Raw genomic sequence first — 19,274 nt, forward strand, 5'->3', positions numbered from 1 at the left:
ATGCAAAATGCATTAGAATTAAAAAATATTTGTAAAATTTTTGGCGATGTTAAAGCACTTGATGATATAAATTTTGAGGTTAAAAAAGGCGAGTGGGTCAGCGTCATGGGACCAAGTGGTAGTGGTAAAAGTACGCTTGTAAATATTCTCTCTCTTATGGATACTCCAAGTAGTGGCATTTATATGCTTGGTGGCGATGATGCGAGCAATCTAAATGCCGATGATACGCTTAAATTTAGACGTGAAAAGATCGGCCTTATCTTCCAGCAGTTTCACCTAGTGCCATATCTTAGTGCGCTTGAAAACGTGATGATCGCTCAGTATTATCACAGTTCGGTTGATGAAGAGGACGCTAAAAGAGCTCTTGAGGCAGTTGGTCTCTCTCACAGGCTCACACACAGACCAAGTCAGCTAAGTGGTGGCGAGCAGCAACGTCTTTGTATCGCGCGCTCACTCATAAACGACCCTGAAATTTTAATAGCAGATGAGCCAACTGGTAACCTTGACGAGGCAAACGAGAGGATCATACTTGATCTATTTTGCAAGCTAAGAAAAGACGGAAAAACGATACTTCTAGTTACTCACAACCCAGATCTTGGCGAGTATGGAGATAAGATCGTATATCTAAGACACGGCAAACTAGAGAAAATTCGCACTATTGAAAATCCAAAGGTGCCAAATGAAATTTAAGTTTCTATTTTTGTGCCTGGTCGCAGCTCTAGTTATGGGCTGCGTCAAACAGTATGAGAAACACCACATCACACTAAATGACTCAAGTGGCATTGACACGCAGTTTTTCCCAACTGAAAAGCGCCTAAAGATAGGCGACAAGCCTTATATGCTATTCTTCTTTGGCACTGACTGCGGAGTGTGTAAGGCTGCGATCCCTGATCTAAATTTACTCCAAAAACAATACGGCAAAGATGTGGAATTTATAGGCGTTTTAGGGCCTAGCAAAGGCTTTGATAAAGATATTGAGCTTTTAAAAGAGCATAACATCACCTTTAAAACCACCAGTGATAAGGTTTCAGTGGATTATTTTAGTAAGGCAGTTGGCGGCGTCATGGGTGTGCCAGTTATCTATTTTTTTGATAAAGATGGTAAGATGCGATCAAAATTTATCGGTCTTACACCAAAAAGTGTACTTGAAGGTGCTATAAGATCGCTCTTGTAGGAGTGAAAGATGAAAAATTTATTTTTACTTGTCTTAGCTATATTTTTTGTCGGATGTGCTACTAGTACGCCAAATATCTCGGTCAAAACGAGCGATCCTATTTTTTTTACGCTTAGTGAGTCAAACAAAAGCGTTTATGTAAATTTTAAAAATAGTGCGACTGGACAAGATGTAAATGCTGAAATTTTGAGCGAATTTACAAAGGCTGGTTTTAGAAACGAGCCAAATATTAATAACGCCGACTTCATTATCCTTGGCGACGTGCAAGGCTTTGAGCGAATAACCAAGAGAGACCCTAAATTTAGCATGGGTATGGGATACGGCTTTGGTAGACCAAGCTTTGGCTTTGGATATTCGATGTTTTTTCCATTCGGATATGACGATGATGACTTTACTACAAGCAGCTATGTCTATCACATGCAAGCAAGTGTGCTAGTGCGTCCAAAAAAAGGTGGAGAAAAAGCGACAAATATCTCTTTAATGCAAGTAGGCAATGTCTATTCACCAAGCTACATCTGGCCATTTTTCAAAGAGCGTTTAGCAAAACAGATCGTCGGCTTTTTTTATAACGTTTCACAAAAGTAATCAATTTTATAAATTTATTTGATAACTAGGCTTTAAAAGCAAGCCTAGTTTTAGATTTATCTCTCGTTATCTATCTCAAAGTCATAGAATTCGTTTTCGTATTCAACGTTTCCTAGTTTATTGTATTGTATAAGAGCGGCTTTTATGTTGTCTATTTGTTGATACATAAAGCCAAGAGCAGCCCTGTTTTCAATAGCACTGGCATCACCTAGCTTTGTAAGCTCTAAAAGTGCGATCGCATTTGCAATTTTATCAGCTCCAGTCGCAGCCACAGATGCCAAAAATAACGTTCCAACATCATTTACTTTAAACTCATCAATTGCTTGATTATAAAGCTTATAGCTCTCCTCAAAGTCGTTTGTAAAGATGTCAACATAGGCTAGAGTTTGGATCAAATTTATATTCTTTGGAGCACTTTTTAGCTCGGCTCTAAGCCTATCGCGCTCTCTAGTTAGCAGGCCAGAGATTTGTAGTAGCTTGATGTATTGCTTTTTGATTATGTCAGCTCCGTGATAGAAAGCGTTTGAGTCAAGTTGCTTGCCGTTAAAGTAAATTTGTATCGCTTTTGCATACTCTTTGATGTTTTGCTCTTTGTTTTTTGATATAAAATTTAAGATATTACAAATGATGTCATTTGGTAAAATTTTAATGAGCTCGTCAGCTTTTTTTGACATCAACTCATCATTATTTGTAATTTTTGAGATTATGATGTCGAAGGCTAAATTTAGCGTAGTTTGCTCTTTAGGTTCTTCAAGCCACCTTATCATGGCACTTTGGTTACCGTTTATGAGACTTAAAAGGGAAGCATATAAATTTATAGGTTTTAGATTTTTATCGTTCTCTAAATTTTCTCCGATTTCTTCAATGAGTTTTGGATTTAAATTTCTATTTATATCCATGCAAATCGCCCCAAAAATACCAGCAAGATGGTTATTTACATCTTGGTGATAGCTTGCTATAAAGTGCTTTGCAGCTAGGCTAAAATTTCCAAGCTGAGCATAGCTTAGGGCTAGGTTGTACTGTAAAATAGAGTGGTTTGGATAGGCCTTGGCAAGCTCTTCAAAATCCTTGTTTGCCTCTTTTAATCGGTAGTCTAGAGCTTTTGCGATAGCTTCGCTAAGTTTTGCATTGACCTTTGAAGCAGCTGCACTTTGGCTAAGGTAGTCGTTTGCAGCAGATGTATCATCTAAAAATACACTAACCCCGCCTTTTCTAATGTAGTCGATACTCTGCTTTGCGTCAAATACCTTGTACGGAGCGAAGTAAAAAAGTGTTTCGTAACGTCTAGTTCTATCAAAAAACATATCGTCACTAAAGTGTATCTGAGCTAGGCTGATATCAAAAAGATCTGGTTTTAGTATCGTTTTTATCTTGTAAATTTTATTTGGTAGTGTGGCATTGTAATCATAAACGTCTTTTATAAATATAGCCGCATCGCCGTAATATCCTGTTTTTAGATCGATTAGTGCTTCAGTCATCTTTATAAGATCAGGATTTGGTGTATTTTTAGAAGCCTTGGCAAGATAGTCTCTTGCTTTATCATATTTCCCAAGTCTAGCGTAGAGCTGAGCTAGTGTAAAATCGGCTTTAAAAGCCTTTTGCCCTTCAAGTTTTGATATGGCCGTCTCATCATCGCCAAGAAGCGACAAAATTTTTGCACTAAGATATGCATATTCGCCTTTGTAGTCATCTGTACTCGGATGAGAGAGTGCCTGAAGTGCTTCGTAATAATTACCCTTATAGTAATTAATAAGTGCATAGTAATAGCTATAAAGTGGCGAGTTGCTTTCATATTGCAAAAATGAGTCAGCTAGCCCTATGTAATAGTTAAAATTTTTTGTGTTATTTAGCTCAAGCGAGCAAACAGCAGCATTGATTGCACTAACTGCTGTATTTTCTCTGTCGGTTATCGCTTTATTAAATGAAACGATCGCCTCGTCGCATTTTTCTTGTTTCATCTGTGAGACACCGAGGTTGTAGTTTGAAAGAGATTGGTTATAAACAGCTACATTTTCATAAATTTTTAGAGCTTCAAATTTATTTCCACGTTCATAAAGCTGATTTGCTTTATTTATCATTTCATCGATCTTTGAGGCACCAAAATTTTGCGTTTGGTAGTTGTTTTCTATATTTTTTACTATGCTGGTTGTATCTACTTGCTCTTTTTTTTCTTTTTTAAGCAAGATAACTAATAAAACAACCAAAATAACAAACAATAAGGTGGCTACACCAATAATTATTAAGAGCTTCTTCTTGCTCTTTTTGACAGGAATAGGCTCTGGTATGCTCTCGTCTTGCAGCACTTCATCATTTGTAATGCTATCAAGCGAAATAATCTCTTCGGCTGTTTCGTTTGTGTTTTCTTCTGGTGCTTCTGCCTGTTCGCCTGGCGGTTTTAAAACTACAACCTCGTCATTAGCCACTACATATACCTTTTAAGAACTTCTGGAATTTCTATGCTGCCATCTACTTTTTGGTAGTTTTCCATGATGGCTATTAGTGTTCTACCCACAGCTAGGCTTGAGCCATTTAGGGTATTTACAAGCATGTTTTTCTTGCCATCTTTAAAGCGAATTTTTGCACGTCTTGCTTGAAAATCACGTGTATTTGAGATAGAGCTTATTTCGCGGTATTTGCCTTGACCTGGTAGCCAAACTTCAAGATCGACAGTCTTTGCTGCACTAAAGCCAAGGTCGCCACTACAAAGTAGCATATGACGGTGAGGTAGTCCAAGACTAGTTAGCAAGTCACTTGCGCAACTTATCATCTCATCAAGCACAGCTTCACTTTGATCTGGCTTAGTGATACTTACAAGCTCGACCTTTTCAAACTGATGCTGGCGTATCATACCCCTCGTATCACGTCCTGCTGAACCTGCCTCTTGACGAAAGCATGCTGAGTAGCAAGTCATTTTTATAGGAAGCTGTTCGTCCTCTATGATAGTGTCGTTGTATAAATTTGTCACAGGCACTTCGCTAGTTGGAATGAGATAAAGATCCTCATTGCGCACTTTGTAAAGATCATCTTCAAATTTTGGAAGCTGGCCTGTGCCAAAAAGTGTGTTCGAGTTTACAAGATACGGCACATTTACAAGCTCAAATCCACGAGCACTGTTGAAGTCGATCATATAATTAACCAAAGCTCTACTTAGCCTTGCTCCCATACCACGAAGCACGGTAAAGCGTGATCCAGAGAGTTTTGCACCTCTTTCAAAGTCAAGCCAGCCAAGGCTCTCGCCAAGCTCCCAGTGTTCTTTTGGACTAAAGTCAAATTTGCGTGGCTCAAGTACTGTTTTGATGCAGACATTGTCATCTTCGTCTTTACCAAATGGCACGTCGTCATCGGTGATATTTGGCACATTAAATGAAATTTGCTCTAATTTTTCTTCGTAGCTTTTTACAATATCTTCAGCGTCAGCAAGGGCGGTTTTGTTTAAATTTAGCTCATTTTTAAGCTCACTTACATCTTCGCCAGCCCTTGCTTTTATGCCAAGTTCTTTACTTTTTGCGTTTTGGATAGCTTGGAAATTTTCAAGTGCTTTTCTCTTTTGTTTTAGCTCGTTAAAAGTTTGCAAAAGCTCATCAATCAGCTGAGCTTTGACATTTTTGCCTTCTAGTTTCTTTACGAATTCATCGTAGTTTGTCTCAAGTAATTTTAAATTTATCATTATCTCTCCTTAAACCATAAACATAACTTTTGCAAGTAAGACGATTATAACGGCAGCAGTTAGTGCAAATGGGTGGATATTGCCAAGTGGACTAGGGCGTTTAAATATAAATTTGCAGCTTAAATTTATAATCACAGCAACTGCGATTATCATCGCTAAGAAAAATTTAACCATAAAAGCGATTTGTAAATTTGTCTCAAAATAACCTCCAGCCTTGCTTCCGACCCAGCTACTCATCATCATGCCACCAGTTAACACTAAAAGCAACAGACAAATAGGCATTATCTTTATAGCAACCGAACCGATAGCTTGTTTTGTTTTTTGAGCAAGCTCAGGCGGTATTTTTTTGCAAGCTGCCTTAAAAATGATTACATCAAAAAAGAGGTAACCAACGAAAATAATCGCACAAACAAGATGAACTATTTGTGCATATGGATATAAATTTTGCATATTTTTCCTTATCTATAAATTCCAACTGCTTCACGCACTTTTTCTATTGTTGCGTGAGCTACATTTTCTGCCTTTTTGGCTCCTATTTCTAAAATCCCAGCCACTTCATCAGGATTTTTCTGATAATACTCAAATTTTTTTCTAGCATCCTTAAAATACTCCCAAACAAGCTCGTTCAGATAAGCCTTGAAGTGTCCGTGACCCTCGCCACCACGCTCATATCTAGCTTGCAGGTCACACTGCCCACTCTCGTCTAAGAAAAGCTTAGCTATGTTGTAAACATTGCAGTTTTGCCACTGTTTTGGCTCTTCAAGCGGTGTGCCGTCTGTCACGATGCTAGAAATTTGCTTTTTAAGCGTTTTAGCATCGGCAAAGATGTCGATTGTATTGCCGTAGCTTTTGCTCATCTTTTCGCCGTTTGTACCAGGCACGGTGGCGACATTTTCATCGATCTTCACCTCAGGCAATGTAAAAATTTCTCCATGTTCGTTATTAAATTTAATAGCTATATCACGTGCGATCTCAACGTGTTGGATCTGATCCTTGCCCACAGGTACGACCTGCGCATTATAAAGCAAAATGTCAGCCGCCATTAAAACCGGATAGCTAAAGAGTCCGTGGTGCGAACTAAGGCCTTTTGCGACTTTGTCTTTATAGCTGTGTGCACGCTCAAGTAGACCCATTGGTGTGTGTTGACTTAGCACCCAATAAAGCTCAAGTACGTCTTTTACGTCACTTTGCACCCAAAATATGCTTTTATTTGGATCAATCCCAAGTGCCAAAAACGCACACGCAGCCTCAAAAGTGTTTTGCTTTAGGGCTTTGGCTTCGCTAAGGCTCGTCATCGCATGGTAGTTTGCTATAAACATAAACATCTCATTTTGCTCTTGCATATCAACCATCTGCTTTATCGAGGCAAAATAGTTACCAAGGTGTAGCTTGCCGGAGGGTTGAAGGCCGGTTAATACTCTCATCTTATCCTTTCAAATTTTTGCTTTAACTTTTTTGCCTATGCTTCGTTGAAATTTTGTTTTCAAGCTCAGCAGACCATGTGTCTAGTCCTCACTTAAAAACAAAATTTTGCCTCGCCTAAACAAAAAACTCTTTGCCAAAAAACATTTAAATTTTAACATCACGTCAGACTTTTACGTATCCAACTTGATCTTAAAATTTATCGTTGCAAATCAGCAAGTTTACGCCACTTTGCAACCAAATTTAAATTTTTAAAAGCATCCTTATCTCTTTTACGATCTGTTTTGGTGTTTTATCCTCGACCTCGATGATATAGTCAGCCTTTTTCTCATAAAGCTTCTCGCGCTCCAGATGAAGTGCTTCGGCTTTTTTTAGATCACTTAAAAGTGGGCGTTTGGCTAGCTTTTTCTCGCTATTTTTACTATTTTTTAGCCTTTGTATTATCGCTTCAAAGCTAGCTTTTAGATAGATCACGGTACCAATTTTCTTTAAATTTTTAACCTTCGCAAAGCCCCCACCTGTTGAGATGATGCTGTTTTTGACATTTGTTGCTAAAAATTTAGCTAGATCCTTTTCAAGCTGCCTAAAATGCTCCTCTCCATACTCTTCAAAGATGGTTTTTATCTTCATGTTTTGTGAGCTCTCAAGAAGATCGTCGCAGTCAAGATTCATCGTCTTTAGCGCCTTGCTTAAAGCCCTTGCAGTCGTCCCCTTACCAACACCCATAAATCCTATCAAAACGATATTATTGTTCTTTGTTTTCATCGCTCTCTCCACGTTTTTTAGGGATTAGCACGATAGGCACGCCAGTTAGGTTAAAACTCTCTCTAAGCTTGTTTGTTAGGTAGCGTTTATAGCTAAAATGCAGACACTTTGGGCGGTTCATTATAAGCGCTATCATGATAGGTGCGGTCTTAAACTGCACTGCGTAATAAATTTTTACGACTCTGCCTTTATCTCGCGGCAATGGATGTGCTTTGGTTGCTTCTGCGATCACATCATTTAGCTTTGAAGTTTGAATTTTTTGGGTGTAATTTTTATAAATTTCAATGATGAGTGGATAAATTTTATGCACTCTTTTGCCGCCAAGTGCTGAAACGCTGATAATAGGTGCGTATGCTAGAAATTTAAACCTATCCTTTATCTCTTTGCAAAGATCGTCAAATTCCTCGTTACTTTTATCCCATTTGTTTAGCACGATGATGACACCAAGCTCAAATTTTGAAGCGATACCAGCGATACGCTCATCAAGCTCGGTTAGCGGTTCGGAGCTATCAAGCACGAGTAGTGCCACGTCCGTCTCTTCTAAAATTTTCTCAGTTCTATTTAGTGCGTATCTCTCGATACCCTCGATCTTGCCACGCTTTCTAATACCAGCAGTATCGACAAACTCAAAAACCCTGCCATCATGCTCATAAATTTCATTTACTGGGTCGATTGTGGTGCCTGCGACGTCGCTTACGACAGCTCGGCTCTCTTTTACAAGGGCGTTTAAAAGTGAGCTTTTGCCGACATTTACGCGGCCGATGATACCAACCCTTATATTTTTGTTCTCGTAGTCTACCTCGTCGCTAAGCTCGCCCTCGTCGTTATAGTTTTCTAAAAAATCATCAAAATCTTCGTTCAAATCGGCCTTTATCTGCACCTTGTCTCCGATGTGTTTTGCCAGCCACATGCTAAGTTCGTCAACGCCAGTGTTGTGGCTTACGGAAATTCCAAAGGTGTTTTTCGCACCAAAGCTTATAAATTCCCACTCTCTTTGCTCATCTTTTTTGCTGTCAATTTTATTGATGACTAGAGCAATTGGTAAATTTAACTTACTAAGCTCATAAAAAATAGCTCTATCTTCGTCATCTGGCATCATTTTGCCATCGACCATGTATAAAATGACGTCTGAATTTCTAGCCTCAGCCAGGGTCTTTGCTTTTACGTTTTTAAAAAGCTCGCTACTATCATCAAGTCCACCGCTGTCGATTAAAATGCACTCTTTACCCTCGACTTCGATCTTGGCCTTGTTTGTATCTCTTGTGGTGCCACTAACGTCGCTTGTGATGGCGATACGTCTTCTTGCTAGGCGGTTAAAAAGTGAGCTTTTACCGACATTTGGCTTGCCTACTAATATTACTTTTTGCAAATTTTGTCCTTTTTATGATGGCTGATTATACAAATTTTTGACTTATATAAAGTATAAAAATTTGCTTAAAAGCACCAAAATGAAAGAAAAAACGACCGAAATTTAAGCCATTTTTTATTAAAATGCTTGCTTTAAAAATAAAGGTTATTTGATGTTAAAAAGGTTTTATATTTCACATCTTGGCATCTTTTATATGCTTTTTGCTTGCTTTATGTTTGCTGCAACTGGTGCATTTGCAAAGCATCTTAGCCAAGATATGCCTTCGATCGAAGTTGTATTTTTTAGAAATTTAATAGGCCTTTTTATTGTTATTTATGCCATTTATAGATTTCCATTTAAGCAAGCCGGTGGGCACTTTTTCTTATTGATGTTTCGCGGTTTTGTCGGCACTGTGGCACTTTTTGCTTTTTTTTATAACGTAGCACACGTAAATTTGGCTACAGCTTTTACATTTCAAAAGACAAATCCGATCTTTACAGCAATCCTTGCAGCTATAATTTTTAAGGAGCGACTAAGCTCACTTGGCTGGTTTGCTGTCTTTTTGGGATTTGGCGGAATTTTGCTTGTCATCCAGCCAAATTTAGGCATCAACAAAACCGATATTATCGGTATTTGGAGTGGTCTTGGTGCGGCAATAGCATACACAAGTGTAAAGGAGCTAAACAAGAGCTATGGCACAAATATCATCGTGCTAAGCTTTATGCTTTGGGGATCATTTTTGCCGCTTATTTGTATGGGTCTGGCAGAAATTTTTACTTACGAGCCACTTGATTTTTTGTTTTCAAAATTTAGTATGCCAAACTGGAATAATATTGTTTTTATCTTGCTAATGGGGCTTAGCGGATACTATTTTCAGGCTTTTATGACAAAGGCCTTTGCAGTTGGTAAAAAAGCTGGCGTCATCGCTTCAGTTAGCTATGCAGACGTTATTTTTACACTTATTATTGGCTATTTTATGGGCGATGCGTTACCAAATCACTTAGCGCTTGTAGGTATCATACTTGTCGTGGTTAGTGGAATTTTAGTTGTTAGAGAAAAATAAAGGAGAAAAAAATGATACTAATAGCAGGGCCTTGCGTCATCGAGAGCGAGCAGCTCGTTTTTGACGTGGCAAGAAGGCTAGTTAAATTTAACGAAGATAAGCGGATAGATTTTTATTTCAAATCAAGCTTTGACAAGGCAAATCGCACGAGTATAAGCTCGTTTCGCGGGCCCGGACTTGAAAAAGGGTGCGAAATTTTAGCCAAAGTAAAAAAGGAGTTCGGCTTTAAAATTTTAACCGATATCCACGAGAGCTATCAGGCCGGTCCTGTAGGCGAGGTCGCGGACGTGCTACAAATACCTGCATTTTTATGCCGCCAGACCGATCTGCTCGTGGCTGCGGCTAAGACAAAAGCGGTCGTAAATATCAAAAAAGGGCAGTTTTTGGCAGCGTCTGCGATGAAGCATTCTGTTAAAAAAGTGCTAGAAACAAGGGGCATTAGCGGCGATGGATACGAGATTGCCAAGCAAAACAGCGTGTGGCTAACCGAGCGAGGTAGTACATTTGGCTACGGAAATTTAGTCGTGGATATGCGAAATTTGGTGCTCATGCGCGAATTTGCGCCCGTGATTTTCGACGCGACTCACAGCGTGCAGATGCCAAGTGCTCTTGGCGAAAAAAGCGGCGGGGACGCGAGATTCGTGCCGTATTTGGCGCGTGCGGCGGCGGCTGCGGGCGTGGACGGATTTTTTTATGAGACGCACGTAAATCCTTGCGAGGCGCTTTGCGACGGGCCGAATATGTTAAATTTGGACGAGCTAGACGCAAATATCGCTCAAATTTTTAAGATAAAAGACGCCCTAGGCGATGCAAACTAAGGGCTTTTTGTGGATATTGCTTGGTGCGCTGGCTGAATGCGGCTGGGCATATGGCCTAAAGCACGCATCAAATTTAGGGGAGTTTTTGCTCACGACCGCTCTTGTGAGCGTGAGCTTTATCTCTTTTATGAAAGCCTTAAAATACATCCCACTAAGCATATCTTACGCTGTATTTGTGGGTTTTGGCACGATATTTATAGTATTTGCCGAGATCATCAGCGGCTACATAGCAAGCGGAGCTTTACCAAATTTTCTTAGGCTATTTTTCATAGCAACGCTCATTTTGGGCGTGCTTGGGCTAAAAAGAGTGAAGCAGTGATCCATTTTTTAGCACTTTTACTAGCTGGGTGCTGCGAGGTCTCTGGCGTCTTTTTTATCAATAAATTTGAAAAGAGCAGTGGCGTGCAAAAGTGGGCAAATTTTATCCTTTTGGTTGGAAATTTTTCATTGTCGCTAACGCTTCTTAGCTATGCCATGCAGGCTATTGCTATGTCGGTGGCGTACGCGATCTGGACAGGCATTGGAGCAGTCGGTGCAGTGCTAGTTGGTCTGGTTTTTAATAACGAAAAGATAAATTTAGAAAAGGCTTTTTATTTATCACTCATCATCTTTAGCGTAGTGATGTTAAAGATTGTTTAAGTGCTAAATTTAGAAGCGTAAATATCAAGTTAATTTGGCAAGATAAAAACAGATTTTAAGATATATAACTTCAAAATTTATTTACTTAATATATTCTAAAAATAATATCAAAACCAATTTTAAAAAGTTTTCATACTAAAATATTGTTTTCAAAATATTGATTTTTAAATTCAAAATAAATTTATGCAAATAGTAATACACTTTCAAATTAGTTTTAAATTCAAGGATATTTTATGAGAATTTGTAGAATTTTGTTTGTATCTAGTATGGCATCAAGCTTTGTCTTTGCATCGCAAGATCTGTTGCTAGAAGGTGTTGTCGTAAGTGCGGCTGGTATATCATCGAAAAAAACAGAGCTTAGTAAAAGCGAGTTAAAAAAGGGCCAAATTTTCTCTGAGCGAGATCTTGTGCGAAACGAAACTGGCGTAACTGTTACAGAAGGTGGTAGAAGTGGTAATAATGGATATGCTATACGAGGTGTAGATAGCGATAGAGTTTCTTTAAAAATAGACGGGATGGAAGCTGTTGAGAGTTTTATGCCCCGCTCTTACAATATTTTAGGGATTTTAAATGGAAACCGAAACAGCACCGAGCTTGAAAACATAAGCAGTGTAGAATTTGTAAAAGGTGCAAATTCATTAAATAAAGGTAGTGGTGCAATCGGTGGTAGCGTTAGTATGCAGACAAAAAATATTGATGACTTTGTAAGGGATGGGCAAAATGTTGGTTTTTATAGCAAAAGCGCATATGCATCAAAAAATAGTGAATTTAGACAAGTTGCAGGTGCAGGCGTAAAAGTAGGCGGTATCGAAGCACTATTTCAGCATACGTATAAGCGTGGCAAACAGACAAAGAATTTTTACAGCGGCAAGTTAGATGATGTGCCATTTTGTGGAATGGGAACCAGTGTGGAGGGTTCATATTTAGCAGAAAAGTACCCAAACCTTTGCTCTTTTGGTAGAATTTTGCCCGATGATGTGAGATTTCGCACGCACTCAAATTTGATGAAATTTGGCTATAGGTTTGACTCGCATTTTATAAATACATCCTATGAAGACTTTAGGCAAAACTATTTTACAGAAGAGAAGAGTAATAGCACCGCAACACTTAATCGAAAGCAGACAAGAGATAGCATCCCTTACAAAAGATATGGAATTTACTATGAGTTTGTACCAGACCATGATGCTTTACTAAGTAATTTAAAGGTAAGCTTTTATAAGCAAAGAGTGCAGCAGAGGTCAAATTTCACAAGATATCATGCAAACTATCCAAACGACATGCAATACAACTCAAGTTTTGATCAAAAAGATAGCTATGAATTTTTTCAAGATAAAAAACAGTTCGATATAAGCGGCATGAGTGGTGACATTAATGCAGGTAAAATTTCTCACATCTTGAGTTTTGGTCTTGGCAGACACATCTCTACCTTTAAAAATAAAAATTTACAACTTAGACAAAGTTTTAATACAAAATGGAGCGGTAGTGGTTTTATCGTAGATCCAGCAAATCCTTTTAAGCCGGTTAAAGCAACGGACGTAACATTTGCTCAGCCAGTAAAAAGCACTCTTGAATATGCTTTTCTAGGTGACGATATGAGCTTAAACGAAGCCTTAAGTCTAAACTATGGAGTTAGACTTGATAGATATGTTTATAAACCAGAGCAAGCAAATATTGCCTCTGGTGCAGGATATAAAATGGTGGCTACGCCATATCTTCAAAATAGTAAATTTAAGGCCATTACCTACAATGCAGGAGCCCAGTATGATATAAATAACAATGTGAGTGTTAGCTACGCATTTAGCACCGGTTTTCGTGCACCAAGAGTGGAGGAGATGTATTTTGATACACCTAGGGATAGTACAAGATATGTTAGAAATTTGGAACTAAAACCAGAAAAAGCCTTTAATCATGAAGTAAGTTTATTGTCATCGGGTCAGAGCTATGCACTTGCTCTTAGTGCTTTTTATTCTAAATATAGAGATTTTATTGATACTGATTATGATGTTGGTATTGATGAGATAGAAGAACTTGATTTTGATACATGGGAGCTTGTAAAAAAATACAGTAAAAAAAGTCTCGATTTTAAACACGTAAATGTTGGTAGAGCCACCGTCAAAGGTTTGGAACTAAATTCGCGTGTAAATGGGAATGCACTAAATTTAAGTGAAAATTTATATGCAAGCTTAAAAGCGACTTATGCACGTGGCAAAAAAAATGATGGAACTTCACTTATGGCTATTCAGCCGTTTACTGCAGTAGCTGGACTTGGGTATAGTGATAATAAATTTGATCTCTTATTAACTAGCAAATTTGTAGCAGCTAAAAAAGCAAAAGATGCGGTTTCAAAAATACCACCAAATTTTTCTCAGATAATCGTCGATAGAAATACAGGCAAAGTGACTGGTACAACTCAGCCAGAAGCACATAAATTCCTAAGCAAAAGCTATTTTGTCTTTGACTTAACTATGGGTTATAAGATCAGTAAAAATTTCAGCATCAATGCAGGTGTGTTTAATATTTTTAACAAAGAGTATTCCACTTGGGAAAATTTAAGACAGCTTAGATATAACGGTAACCAAAGCTATGTTAAATTTGATGGTACCGGACTTGAGCGGTATACTGCTCCTGGTAGAAATTTTAGTGTTTCTTTTGAGATTAGATATTAGCTTTAGTTTAAATAAGATTTTGATAAACTAGGCAAAAATCTAAGGAAAAATTAATAAAAATAATTGAAGAAAATTTAGCTTTAAAAGGCGATGAGAAGATAACGATCATCAACGCAAGATTTAACCACATTATCACAGACCGCTTGGTAGAGGGCGCAGAAGACGCATTCTTACGTCATGGTGACGACGAGAAAATTTAACCTTAGTGCTATCCTAGCACATTTGAGATCCCTATTACGCTTGAAAAAGTGCTTACAAGCGGTAATTTGACGCGGTTTGCTGCATGGGTGCAGTGCTAGTTGGTCTGGTTTTTAATAACGAAAAGATAAATTTAGAAAAGGCTTTTTATTTATCACTCATCATCTTTAGCGTAGTGATGTTAAAGATTGTTTAAGGAGCAAATTTGGAAGTAGTAGAGCAGGTCACGTCGCGAGATAAGACTATCGTAAAAACAGGTGTCGTAGGCATAGTGGCAAATGCCATTTTAGCAGCTATAAAAGCGGCAGTGGGCTTTGCTAGCGGCTCGATCGCTATCATCTTAGACGCGGTAAATAACCTAAGCGACGCACTCTCATCGGTCATTACCATTGTCGGCATAAAAATAGCCGGCAAAAATCCGGACAAAGAGCACCCATTTGGCTACGGTAGAGTGGAGTATCTAACGGCTATCGTTATAGGCGTGATCATACTTTATACAGGCGGCACGTCCGTGGTTGAGTCTGCTAAAAAAATCATCTCGCCAAGCACCCCAAGCTACGACACCATCTCGCTTGTTTTGATCGCCGTTTTAGTTGTGGTCAAATTCGCGCTTGGGCTTTACACGCAAAGGGTCGGACAAAGGGTAAATTCCGACTCGCTCATAGCAAGCGGAGTGGACGCGAAATTTGACGCTCTTATCTCGCTTGGTACGCTTTTGGCAGCTTTAGTCTTTGTATTTTTTGGCATTAGCCTTGAGGCGTATCTTGGCGTGGTTATATCGCTACTTCTTATCAAGGCGGCACTTGAAATTTTACGTGACGCGATAGATAAAATTTTAGGCGCGAGGATGCCTAGTGGCGATAGCTCGGAAATTTATGAGTGTGTACGCTCGTTTGATGGCGTTCTTGGGGCTTATGACCTTATCTTTAACGACTACGGCCCAGACAAGAAACTGGGCAGCGTGCATATAGAGGTGGCGCACGATATGAACGCCGCGCAGATAGACGCGCTTACTAGACGTATACAAAACGAAGTTTTTGCGAAATTTAACATTGTTTTAGATACCATTGGCATCTATGCGTTTGATAAAGAGGACAACGCAACAAGGCTAAACGTCGAAAAGATAGTTTTTGGACATAAATTTATCAAGCAAATGCATGGATTTTACATAAATAAAGAGACAAACACGATCACGTTTGATATCGTCATAGACTTTAACGCGCCAGATAGCTCGGCACTCTACCGCGAAATTTTATCGCAAGTAAGCAGCGCCTATCCTAGCTATAAGGTCATCATCACGCGTGACACGGACTACAATGGATAGAAATTTAAGGAGCAAACATGAAAATAATCGAAGGAAATTTAGCTTTAAAAGGCGATGAGAAGATAGCGATCATCAACGCGAGATTTAACCACATCATCACCGATAGACTGGTCGAGGGTGCTAGGGACGCGTTTTTGCGTCACGGTGGGGATGATAAAAATTTGAGCCTCATTTTGGTGCCTGGCGCGTTTGAGATACCAATGGCACTAGAAAAGGCCCTAGATAGCGGTAAATTTGACGCTATTTGCTGCGTGGGAGCGGTGATAAGAGGCTCAACTCCACACTTTGACTACGTGAGCGCTGAGACCACCAAGGGCATCGCAAACGTCACGCTAAAATACGGCAAACCGGTGACCTTTGGTGTGCTAACGGTAGATAGCATCGAGCAAGCCATCGAGCGAGCGGGCTCAAAGGCTGGAAACAAGGGCTTTGAAGCGATGACTGGCGTGATTGAGATGCTAAATTTGTATAAAAATTTGGAGGCGTAAAATGGCGACTCGTCATCAGGTTAGGCAGGCTGTCGTTTCGCTGCTATACTCAAACGAGATAAATCCAGTAACTCCAGCGTTTGAAGAGGAATTTTTAGAAGAGAAAAAGATAAGAAACGAGCGCAAGCATGAGGCGCAGCAAACCTTTAAAGAGGTACTTGCAAATAAAGAAAAACTAGATGAAATTTTAAAGCCATATTTAAAAGACGGCGATTTTAGCAAAGTTGGTGCAACAGAACTAGCTATCCTTAGGCTCGGACTTTTTGAAATGAAATTTAGCCAAACTGATAAAGCAGTTATCATAAACGAAGCGATTGAGCTTGCAAAAGAGCTTGGAAGTGATCAGGCACCAAAATTTATAAACGGCGTACTTGATAAGCTAAAGGGCGATCTGTGAGGCTTTGTGTCGCACTAGATATGGCTAGTCGTGAAGAGAATTTAACCCTTGTTCGCGAGCTAAAAGGGCTTAATCTTTGGCTAAAAGTTGGGCTTAGAAGCTATCTTAGGGATGGGGCAAAATTTATAGAAGAGCTAAAAGGGATTGAAGGTTTTAAAATTTTTCTTGATCTAAAACTTTATGACATACCGAACACGATGGCAGATGCGGCTGAAGTCGTCTCAAAAATCGGTGTAGATATGATAAATGTGCATGCTAGTGCTGGCGAGCGTGCGATGAAGACAGTTATGGATAGGCTAGCTGGTCTTAATAGCCGTCCTTTAGTGCTCGCAGTATCGGCACTTACTAGTTTTAGCGAGAGTGAATTTGAAATGGTTTATAACGATACGCTTGCTCGCTCAGTTAGAAAATTTAGCCAAATGAGCTTTAAATCAGGGCTTGACGGAATGGTCTGTTCTGTTTTTGAAAGCAAGCTCATCAAAGATGTTACAAACGAGAAATTTATTACGCTTTGTCCTGGAGTTAGGCCATTTGGCGAGAGCGCTGGAGATCAAAAAAGAGTAGCTAACTTAGTGAGTGCAAAGCAAGAGGGTAGTGATTTTATCGTTGTTGGTAGGCCGATTTATGAAAATGCAAATCCAAGAGAAATTTGTGAACGAATTTTGGAGCAAATTTAATATTTGAGTTTTTATTAAGTTGTTTTAATTATAGCTTCTATGTTAAAATTTTTACAAAATGTTGCGTGAAGACGACATCAAAGCGAAGTAGAGAGCTAAATTTGAGTGATTTTAAGAAAATCCCCTATGTCGGCGAAGCGACACAGGCCGATCTGCTGGCACTCGGCTACACAGACATAGCTTCGTTAAAGGGTGCGGATCCGGACGAGATGTTTGAGCGCACAAAGGCGCTCGGACGTGGCAGTGATAGGTGTATCCTCTATGTTTACCGTATGGTTTGCTACTATGCAAATACGCCACACCCAGACAAAGCCAAACTAAAATGGTGGCTTTGGAAGGATTAAATTTACAAATTTGACTTGTGGCGAGTCGTTTAAATTTGAAGTAGTTTATTCGGCTATTCTTCTTCGCGAAAGCGGCAACTGTGAAAATGTAAATTTAAGCAAGATATCAGCAGTATTCAATTATAATGCGATTTCTTTTTTATGGACAGATGGGTGAGCGGCTGAAACCACACCCCTGCTAAGGGTGCAGCTCTTAATCGGGGCTCGAGGGTTCAAATCCCTCTCTGTCCGCCACTACTTATAAAAATCACAGTTTTATTATATAAAGATATTTGAGTAATATTTTAAATCATTTTTGTATAAAAATTTATCCAAGTCTATAAATAAACGCAATAAAAGAAGATAAATATTTATAATGCTTTTAAATTTCTGTGGATATCAAATAAGTAGCTTATTTTGAACTTGATTAAAAATAGTGTTTCTGAATAAAATTTTTAGTTGTATTGAGTCAAGTAAATAGTTTTTTTGTTAAAAATTCCTATACTAAACATAAAAATTTTGGAAATTTTATGGTTTTTTCAGTTATATTGTTGTTTCATGCTAATTAAAAATATCTTAAATTAAGTATTTATGATAAAAAATATTATACTTTGTATGATTAACCATATTACTAATCAAAAAAACTACTTTTTGATAAAAGCTTAAAATTTGCCTTTACAAACTATTGATATTTAGAATTTTGATCCATATTTATTTAATATATTTTTTCTCAAAAGATAAATTTTATTGTATAAAGTTATATTACATATAAATAGTATATAATCACACTTTTAAATTAATACAAAAGTAATAAAAAGGAGTATTTGTAGCTAAAGAAGCAGGCGTAGTAAAATCGCTTAGTGGCAAGGCAGTCGCTATCGATCAAAATGGAAATGAGAGAGAGCTAAAGATCGGCGATATCGTTTATATGAACGAGAGCATTAAGACAAGTAATACAGCCGATAAAATAACCATTGTTTCAAATAATGGAAAAGAGATTACAATAGTAGGTGATGATACGCTCGTCTTAAATCAAAATACTATAGGGGCAGAAGGTCTAGCTAGCATTAGTGACTTGCAAAATGCTATTTTAAATGGAGGAGACCTAACAAAACTTGGAGATACTGCAGCTGGTGGAGATACTGCTGCTGGCGGTGGTGGAGATGGCGTAAGCTTATGCGACGCTAGATTTGCTGAGGGCGGCCATTATTCAAATATTAGTGAGACATATAGAAATTTAAGCGATACAAATAGAGCTTTTGCATCATACGAAAATACAGTAAGCGGATACAATGGCGGAGATATTAATATAATCCCAGGCAATCCTATCGTAACTTTCATAAGCGATACTAACAATGATGGTATTTTAAGTAGGGTTGAGCACGCACAAGATACAAATTTACATACGTCAAAAGTTCTTGTTACGGTTCCAAATGACGGTAGTGTTAGAGCTGGAGATGTGCTAAATATAACTATTACTGAGCCAAATGGCAATCAAATACAAACAAATGTAGTTATTACTCCAAATATTATGAGTAATGGTTATCGGTTTGATGCGCCAATAGAAACTGATAAGGTTTCAAAGGTTGATGCAACTATTACAAATTTTCAAGGAAATGTTAGTGGTAGGAGTGAGGATAGCTTAACTTCTACTGGCTTTAGTGCCCCAGAGGTTAAATTTACAGAAGATAACAGTCCTGATAATAATCTATGAACATAT

At 38.5% G+C, this 19,274-nt stretch carries 20 protein-coding genes, 1 tRNA gene and 1 pseudogene; 16 read left to right on the forward strand and 6 right to left on the reverse strand.

Going from position 1 to position 19,274, the window contains the following annotated elements; translation table 11 throughout:
• Genes ACTTKV_RS02980 through ACTTKV_RS02990 form a run of 3 tightly spaced genes read left to right on the forward strand, consistent with a single transcriptional unit; the run spans nt 1 to nt 1,759 of the window.
• Entirely contained in the window at nt 1-690 is a 690-nt protein-coding gene (locus ACTTKV_RS02980) for an ABC transporter ATP-binding protein (RefSeq protein WP_442549170.1), read from the forward strand.
• A complete protein-coding gene (locus ACTTKV_RS02985; protein ID WP_442549171.1) occupies nt 680-1,174 on the forward strand; it encodes a TlpA family protein disulfide reductase in 495 nt (164 codons plus the stop codon). Before ACTTKV_RS02980 ends, ACTTKV_RS02985 begins: the two co-directional genes overlap by 11 nt.
• Nucleotides 1,175-1,183: 9 nt before the next feature.
• Nucleotides 1,184-1,759: a hypothetical protein gene (locus tag ACTTKV_RS02990; RefSeq protein ID WP_442549172.1), complete on the forward strand. Its 576-nt coding sequence runs from the start codon at nt 1,184-1,186 to the stop codon at nt 1,757-1,759.
• A 56-nt stretch (nt 1,760-1,815) separates the two neighbouring features.
• Here the strand turns inward: ACTTKV_RS02990 and ACTTKV_RS02995 are convergent, their stop codons facing one another.
• The 6 genes from ACTTKV_RS02995 to der form a co-directional block, all read right to left on the reverse strand.
• Nucleotides 1,816-4,182, reverse strand: coding sequence for a tetratricopeptide repeat protein (locus tag ACTTKV_RS02995; protein ID WP_442549173.1), 2,367 nt, complete (start codon nt 4,180-4,182; stop codon nt 1,816-1,818).
• Nucleotides 4,182-5,426: a serine--tRNA ligase gene (serS, locus tag ACTTKV_RS03000; RefSeq protein ID WP_442549174.1), complete on the reverse strand. Its 1,245-nt coding sequence runs from the start codon at nt 5,424-5,426 to the stop codon at nt 4,182-4,184. Before serS ends, ACTTKV_RS02995 begins: the two co-directional genes overlap by 1 nt.
• Nucleotides 5,427-5,435: 9 nt before the next feature.
• Nucleotides 5,436-5,876: a copper resistance protein CopD gene (locus ACTTKV_RS03005; RefSeq protein WP_442549175.1), complete on the reverse strand. Its 441-nt coding sequence runs from the start codon at nt 5,874-5,876 to the stop codon at nt 5,436-5,438.
• Nucleotides 5,877-5,884: 8 nt separating this feature from the next.
• Nucleotides 5,885-6,850: a tryptophan--tRNA ligase gene (gene trpS, locus ACTTKV_RS03010; protein WP_442549176.1), complete on the reverse strand. Its 966-nt coding sequence runs from the start codon at nt 6,848-6,850 to the stop codon at nt 5,885-5,887.
• Between the two features lie 241 nt (nt 6,851-7,091).
• Entirely contained in the window at nt 7,092-7,613 is a 522-nt protein-coding gene (locus tag ACTTKV_RS03015) for a shikimate kinase (RefSeq protein ID WP_442549177.1), read from the reverse strand.
• A complete protein-coding gene (gene der / locus ACTTKV_RS03020; RefSeq protein WP_442549178.1) occupies nt 7,594-8,982 on the reverse strand; it encodes a ribosome biogenesis GTPase Der in 1,389 nt (462 codons plus the stop codon). The genes ACTTKV_RS03015 and der overlap by 20 nt, the downstream gene beginning before the upstream one ends.
• Nucleotides 8,983-9,133: 151 nt before the next feature.
• On the opposite strand from der, the gene ACTTKV_RS03025 reads away from it, so the two are divergent.
• The 13 genes and pseudogenes from ACTTKV_RS03025 to ACTTKV_RS03085 all read left to right on the forward strand — a co-directional run bounded on the left by ACTTKV_RS03025 (nt 9,134) and on the right by ACTTKV_RS03085 (nt 19,268).
• Nucleotides 9,134-10,024 (forward strand): DMT family transporter, encoded by an 891-nt coding sequence (locus tag ACTTKV_RS03025; RefSeq protein ID WP_442549179.1) that lies wholly within the window; start codon nt 9,134-9,136, stop codon nt 10,022-10,024.
• 11 nt (nt 10,025-10,035) lie between these two features.
• Nucleotides 10,036-10,842 (forward strand): 3-deoxy-8-phosphooctulonate synthase, encoded by an 807-nt coding sequence (gene kdsA / locus ACTTKV_RS03030; RefSeq protein ID WP_442549180.1) that lies wholly within the window; start codon nt 10,036-10,038, stop codon nt 10,840-10,842.
• Nucleotides 10,832-11,161, forward strand: coding sequence for a DMT family transporter (locus ACTTKV_RS03035; protein ID WP_442549181.1), 330 nt, complete (start codon nt 10,832-10,834; stop codon nt 11,159-11,161). Before kdsA ends, ACTTKV_RS03035 begins: the two co-directional genes overlap by 11 nt.
• Nucleotides 11,158-11,481, forward strand: coding sequence for a DMT family transporter (locus ACTTKV_RS03040; protein WP_442549182.1), 324 nt, complete (start codon nt 11,158-11,160; stop codon nt 11,479-11,481). Before ACTTKV_RS03035 ends, ACTTKV_RS03040 begins: the two co-directional genes overlap by 4 nt.
• Before the next feature lie 233 nt (nt 11,482-11,714).
• Nucleotides 11,715-14,147 carry a TonB-dependent hemoglobin/transferrin/lactoferrin family receptor gene (locus ACTTKV_RS03045; protein ID WP_442549183.1) on the forward strand — a complete coding sequence of 811 codons (2,433 nt, stop codon included), beginning with the start codon at nt 11,715-11,717 and terminating at the stop codon, nt 14,145-14,147.
• Nucleotides 14,148-14,200: 53 nt separating this feature from the next.
• Nucleotides 14,201-14,541 (forward strand): annotated as a pseudogene (locus tag ACTTKV_RS03050) (6,7-dimethyl-8-ribityllumazine synthase).
• A gap of 9 nt (nt 14,542-14,550) precedes the next feature.
• A complete protein-coding gene (locus ACTTKV_RS03055) occupies nt 14,551-15,669 on the forward strand; it encodes a cation diffusion facilitator family transporter (protein ID WP_442549184.1) in 1,119 nt (372 codons plus the stop codon).
• Between the two features lie 17 nt (nt 15,670-15,686).
• Nucleotides 15,687-16,157: a 6,7-dimethyl-8-ribityllumazine synthase gene (ribH, locus tag ACTTKV_RS03060; protein ID WP_442549185.1), complete on the forward strand. Its 471-nt coding sequence runs from the start codon at nt 15,687-15,689 to the stop codon at nt 16,155-16,157.
• 1 nt (nt 16,158) lies between these two features.
• Entirely contained in the window at nt 16,159-16,554 is a 396-nt protein-coding gene (nusB, locus tag ACTTKV_RS03065; protein ID WP_442549186.1) for a transcription antitermination factor NusB, read from the forward strand.
• A complete protein-coding gene (gene pyrF / locus ACTTKV_RS03070; protein WP_442549187.1) occupies nt 16,551-17,231 on the forward strand; it encodes an orotidine-5'-phosphate decarboxylase in 681 nt (226 codons plus the stop codon). Before nusB ends, pyrF begins: the two co-directional genes overlap by 4 nt.
• Nucleotides 17,232-17,332: 101 nt before the next feature.
• Nucleotides 17,333-17,575 (forward strand): helix-hairpin-helix domain-containing protein, encoded by a 243-nt coding sequence (locus ACTTKV_RS03075; RefSeq protein WP_149724622.1) that lies wholly within the window; start codon nt 17,333-17,335, stop codon nt 17,573-17,575.
• A 143-nt stretch (nt 17,576-17,718) separates the two neighbouring features.
• A tRNA-Ser gene (locus ACTTKV_RS03080) sits at nt 17,719-17,809 on the forward strand.
• A gap of 673 nt (nt 17,810-18,482) precedes the next feature.
• Nucleotides 18,483-19,268: a hypothetical protein gene (locus tag ACTTKV_RS03085; protein WP_442549188.1), complete on the forward strand. Its 786-nt coding sequence runs from the start codon at nt 18,483-18,485 to the stop codon at nt 19,266-19,268.
• The last annotated feature ends 6 nt before the right edge of the window (nt 19,269-19,274 follow it).

Source organism: Campylobacter sp. (assembly GCF_052169515.1).
Taxonomy (GTDB): Bacteria; Campylobacterota; Campylobacteria; order Campylobacterales; family Campylobacteraceae; genus Campylobacter_A.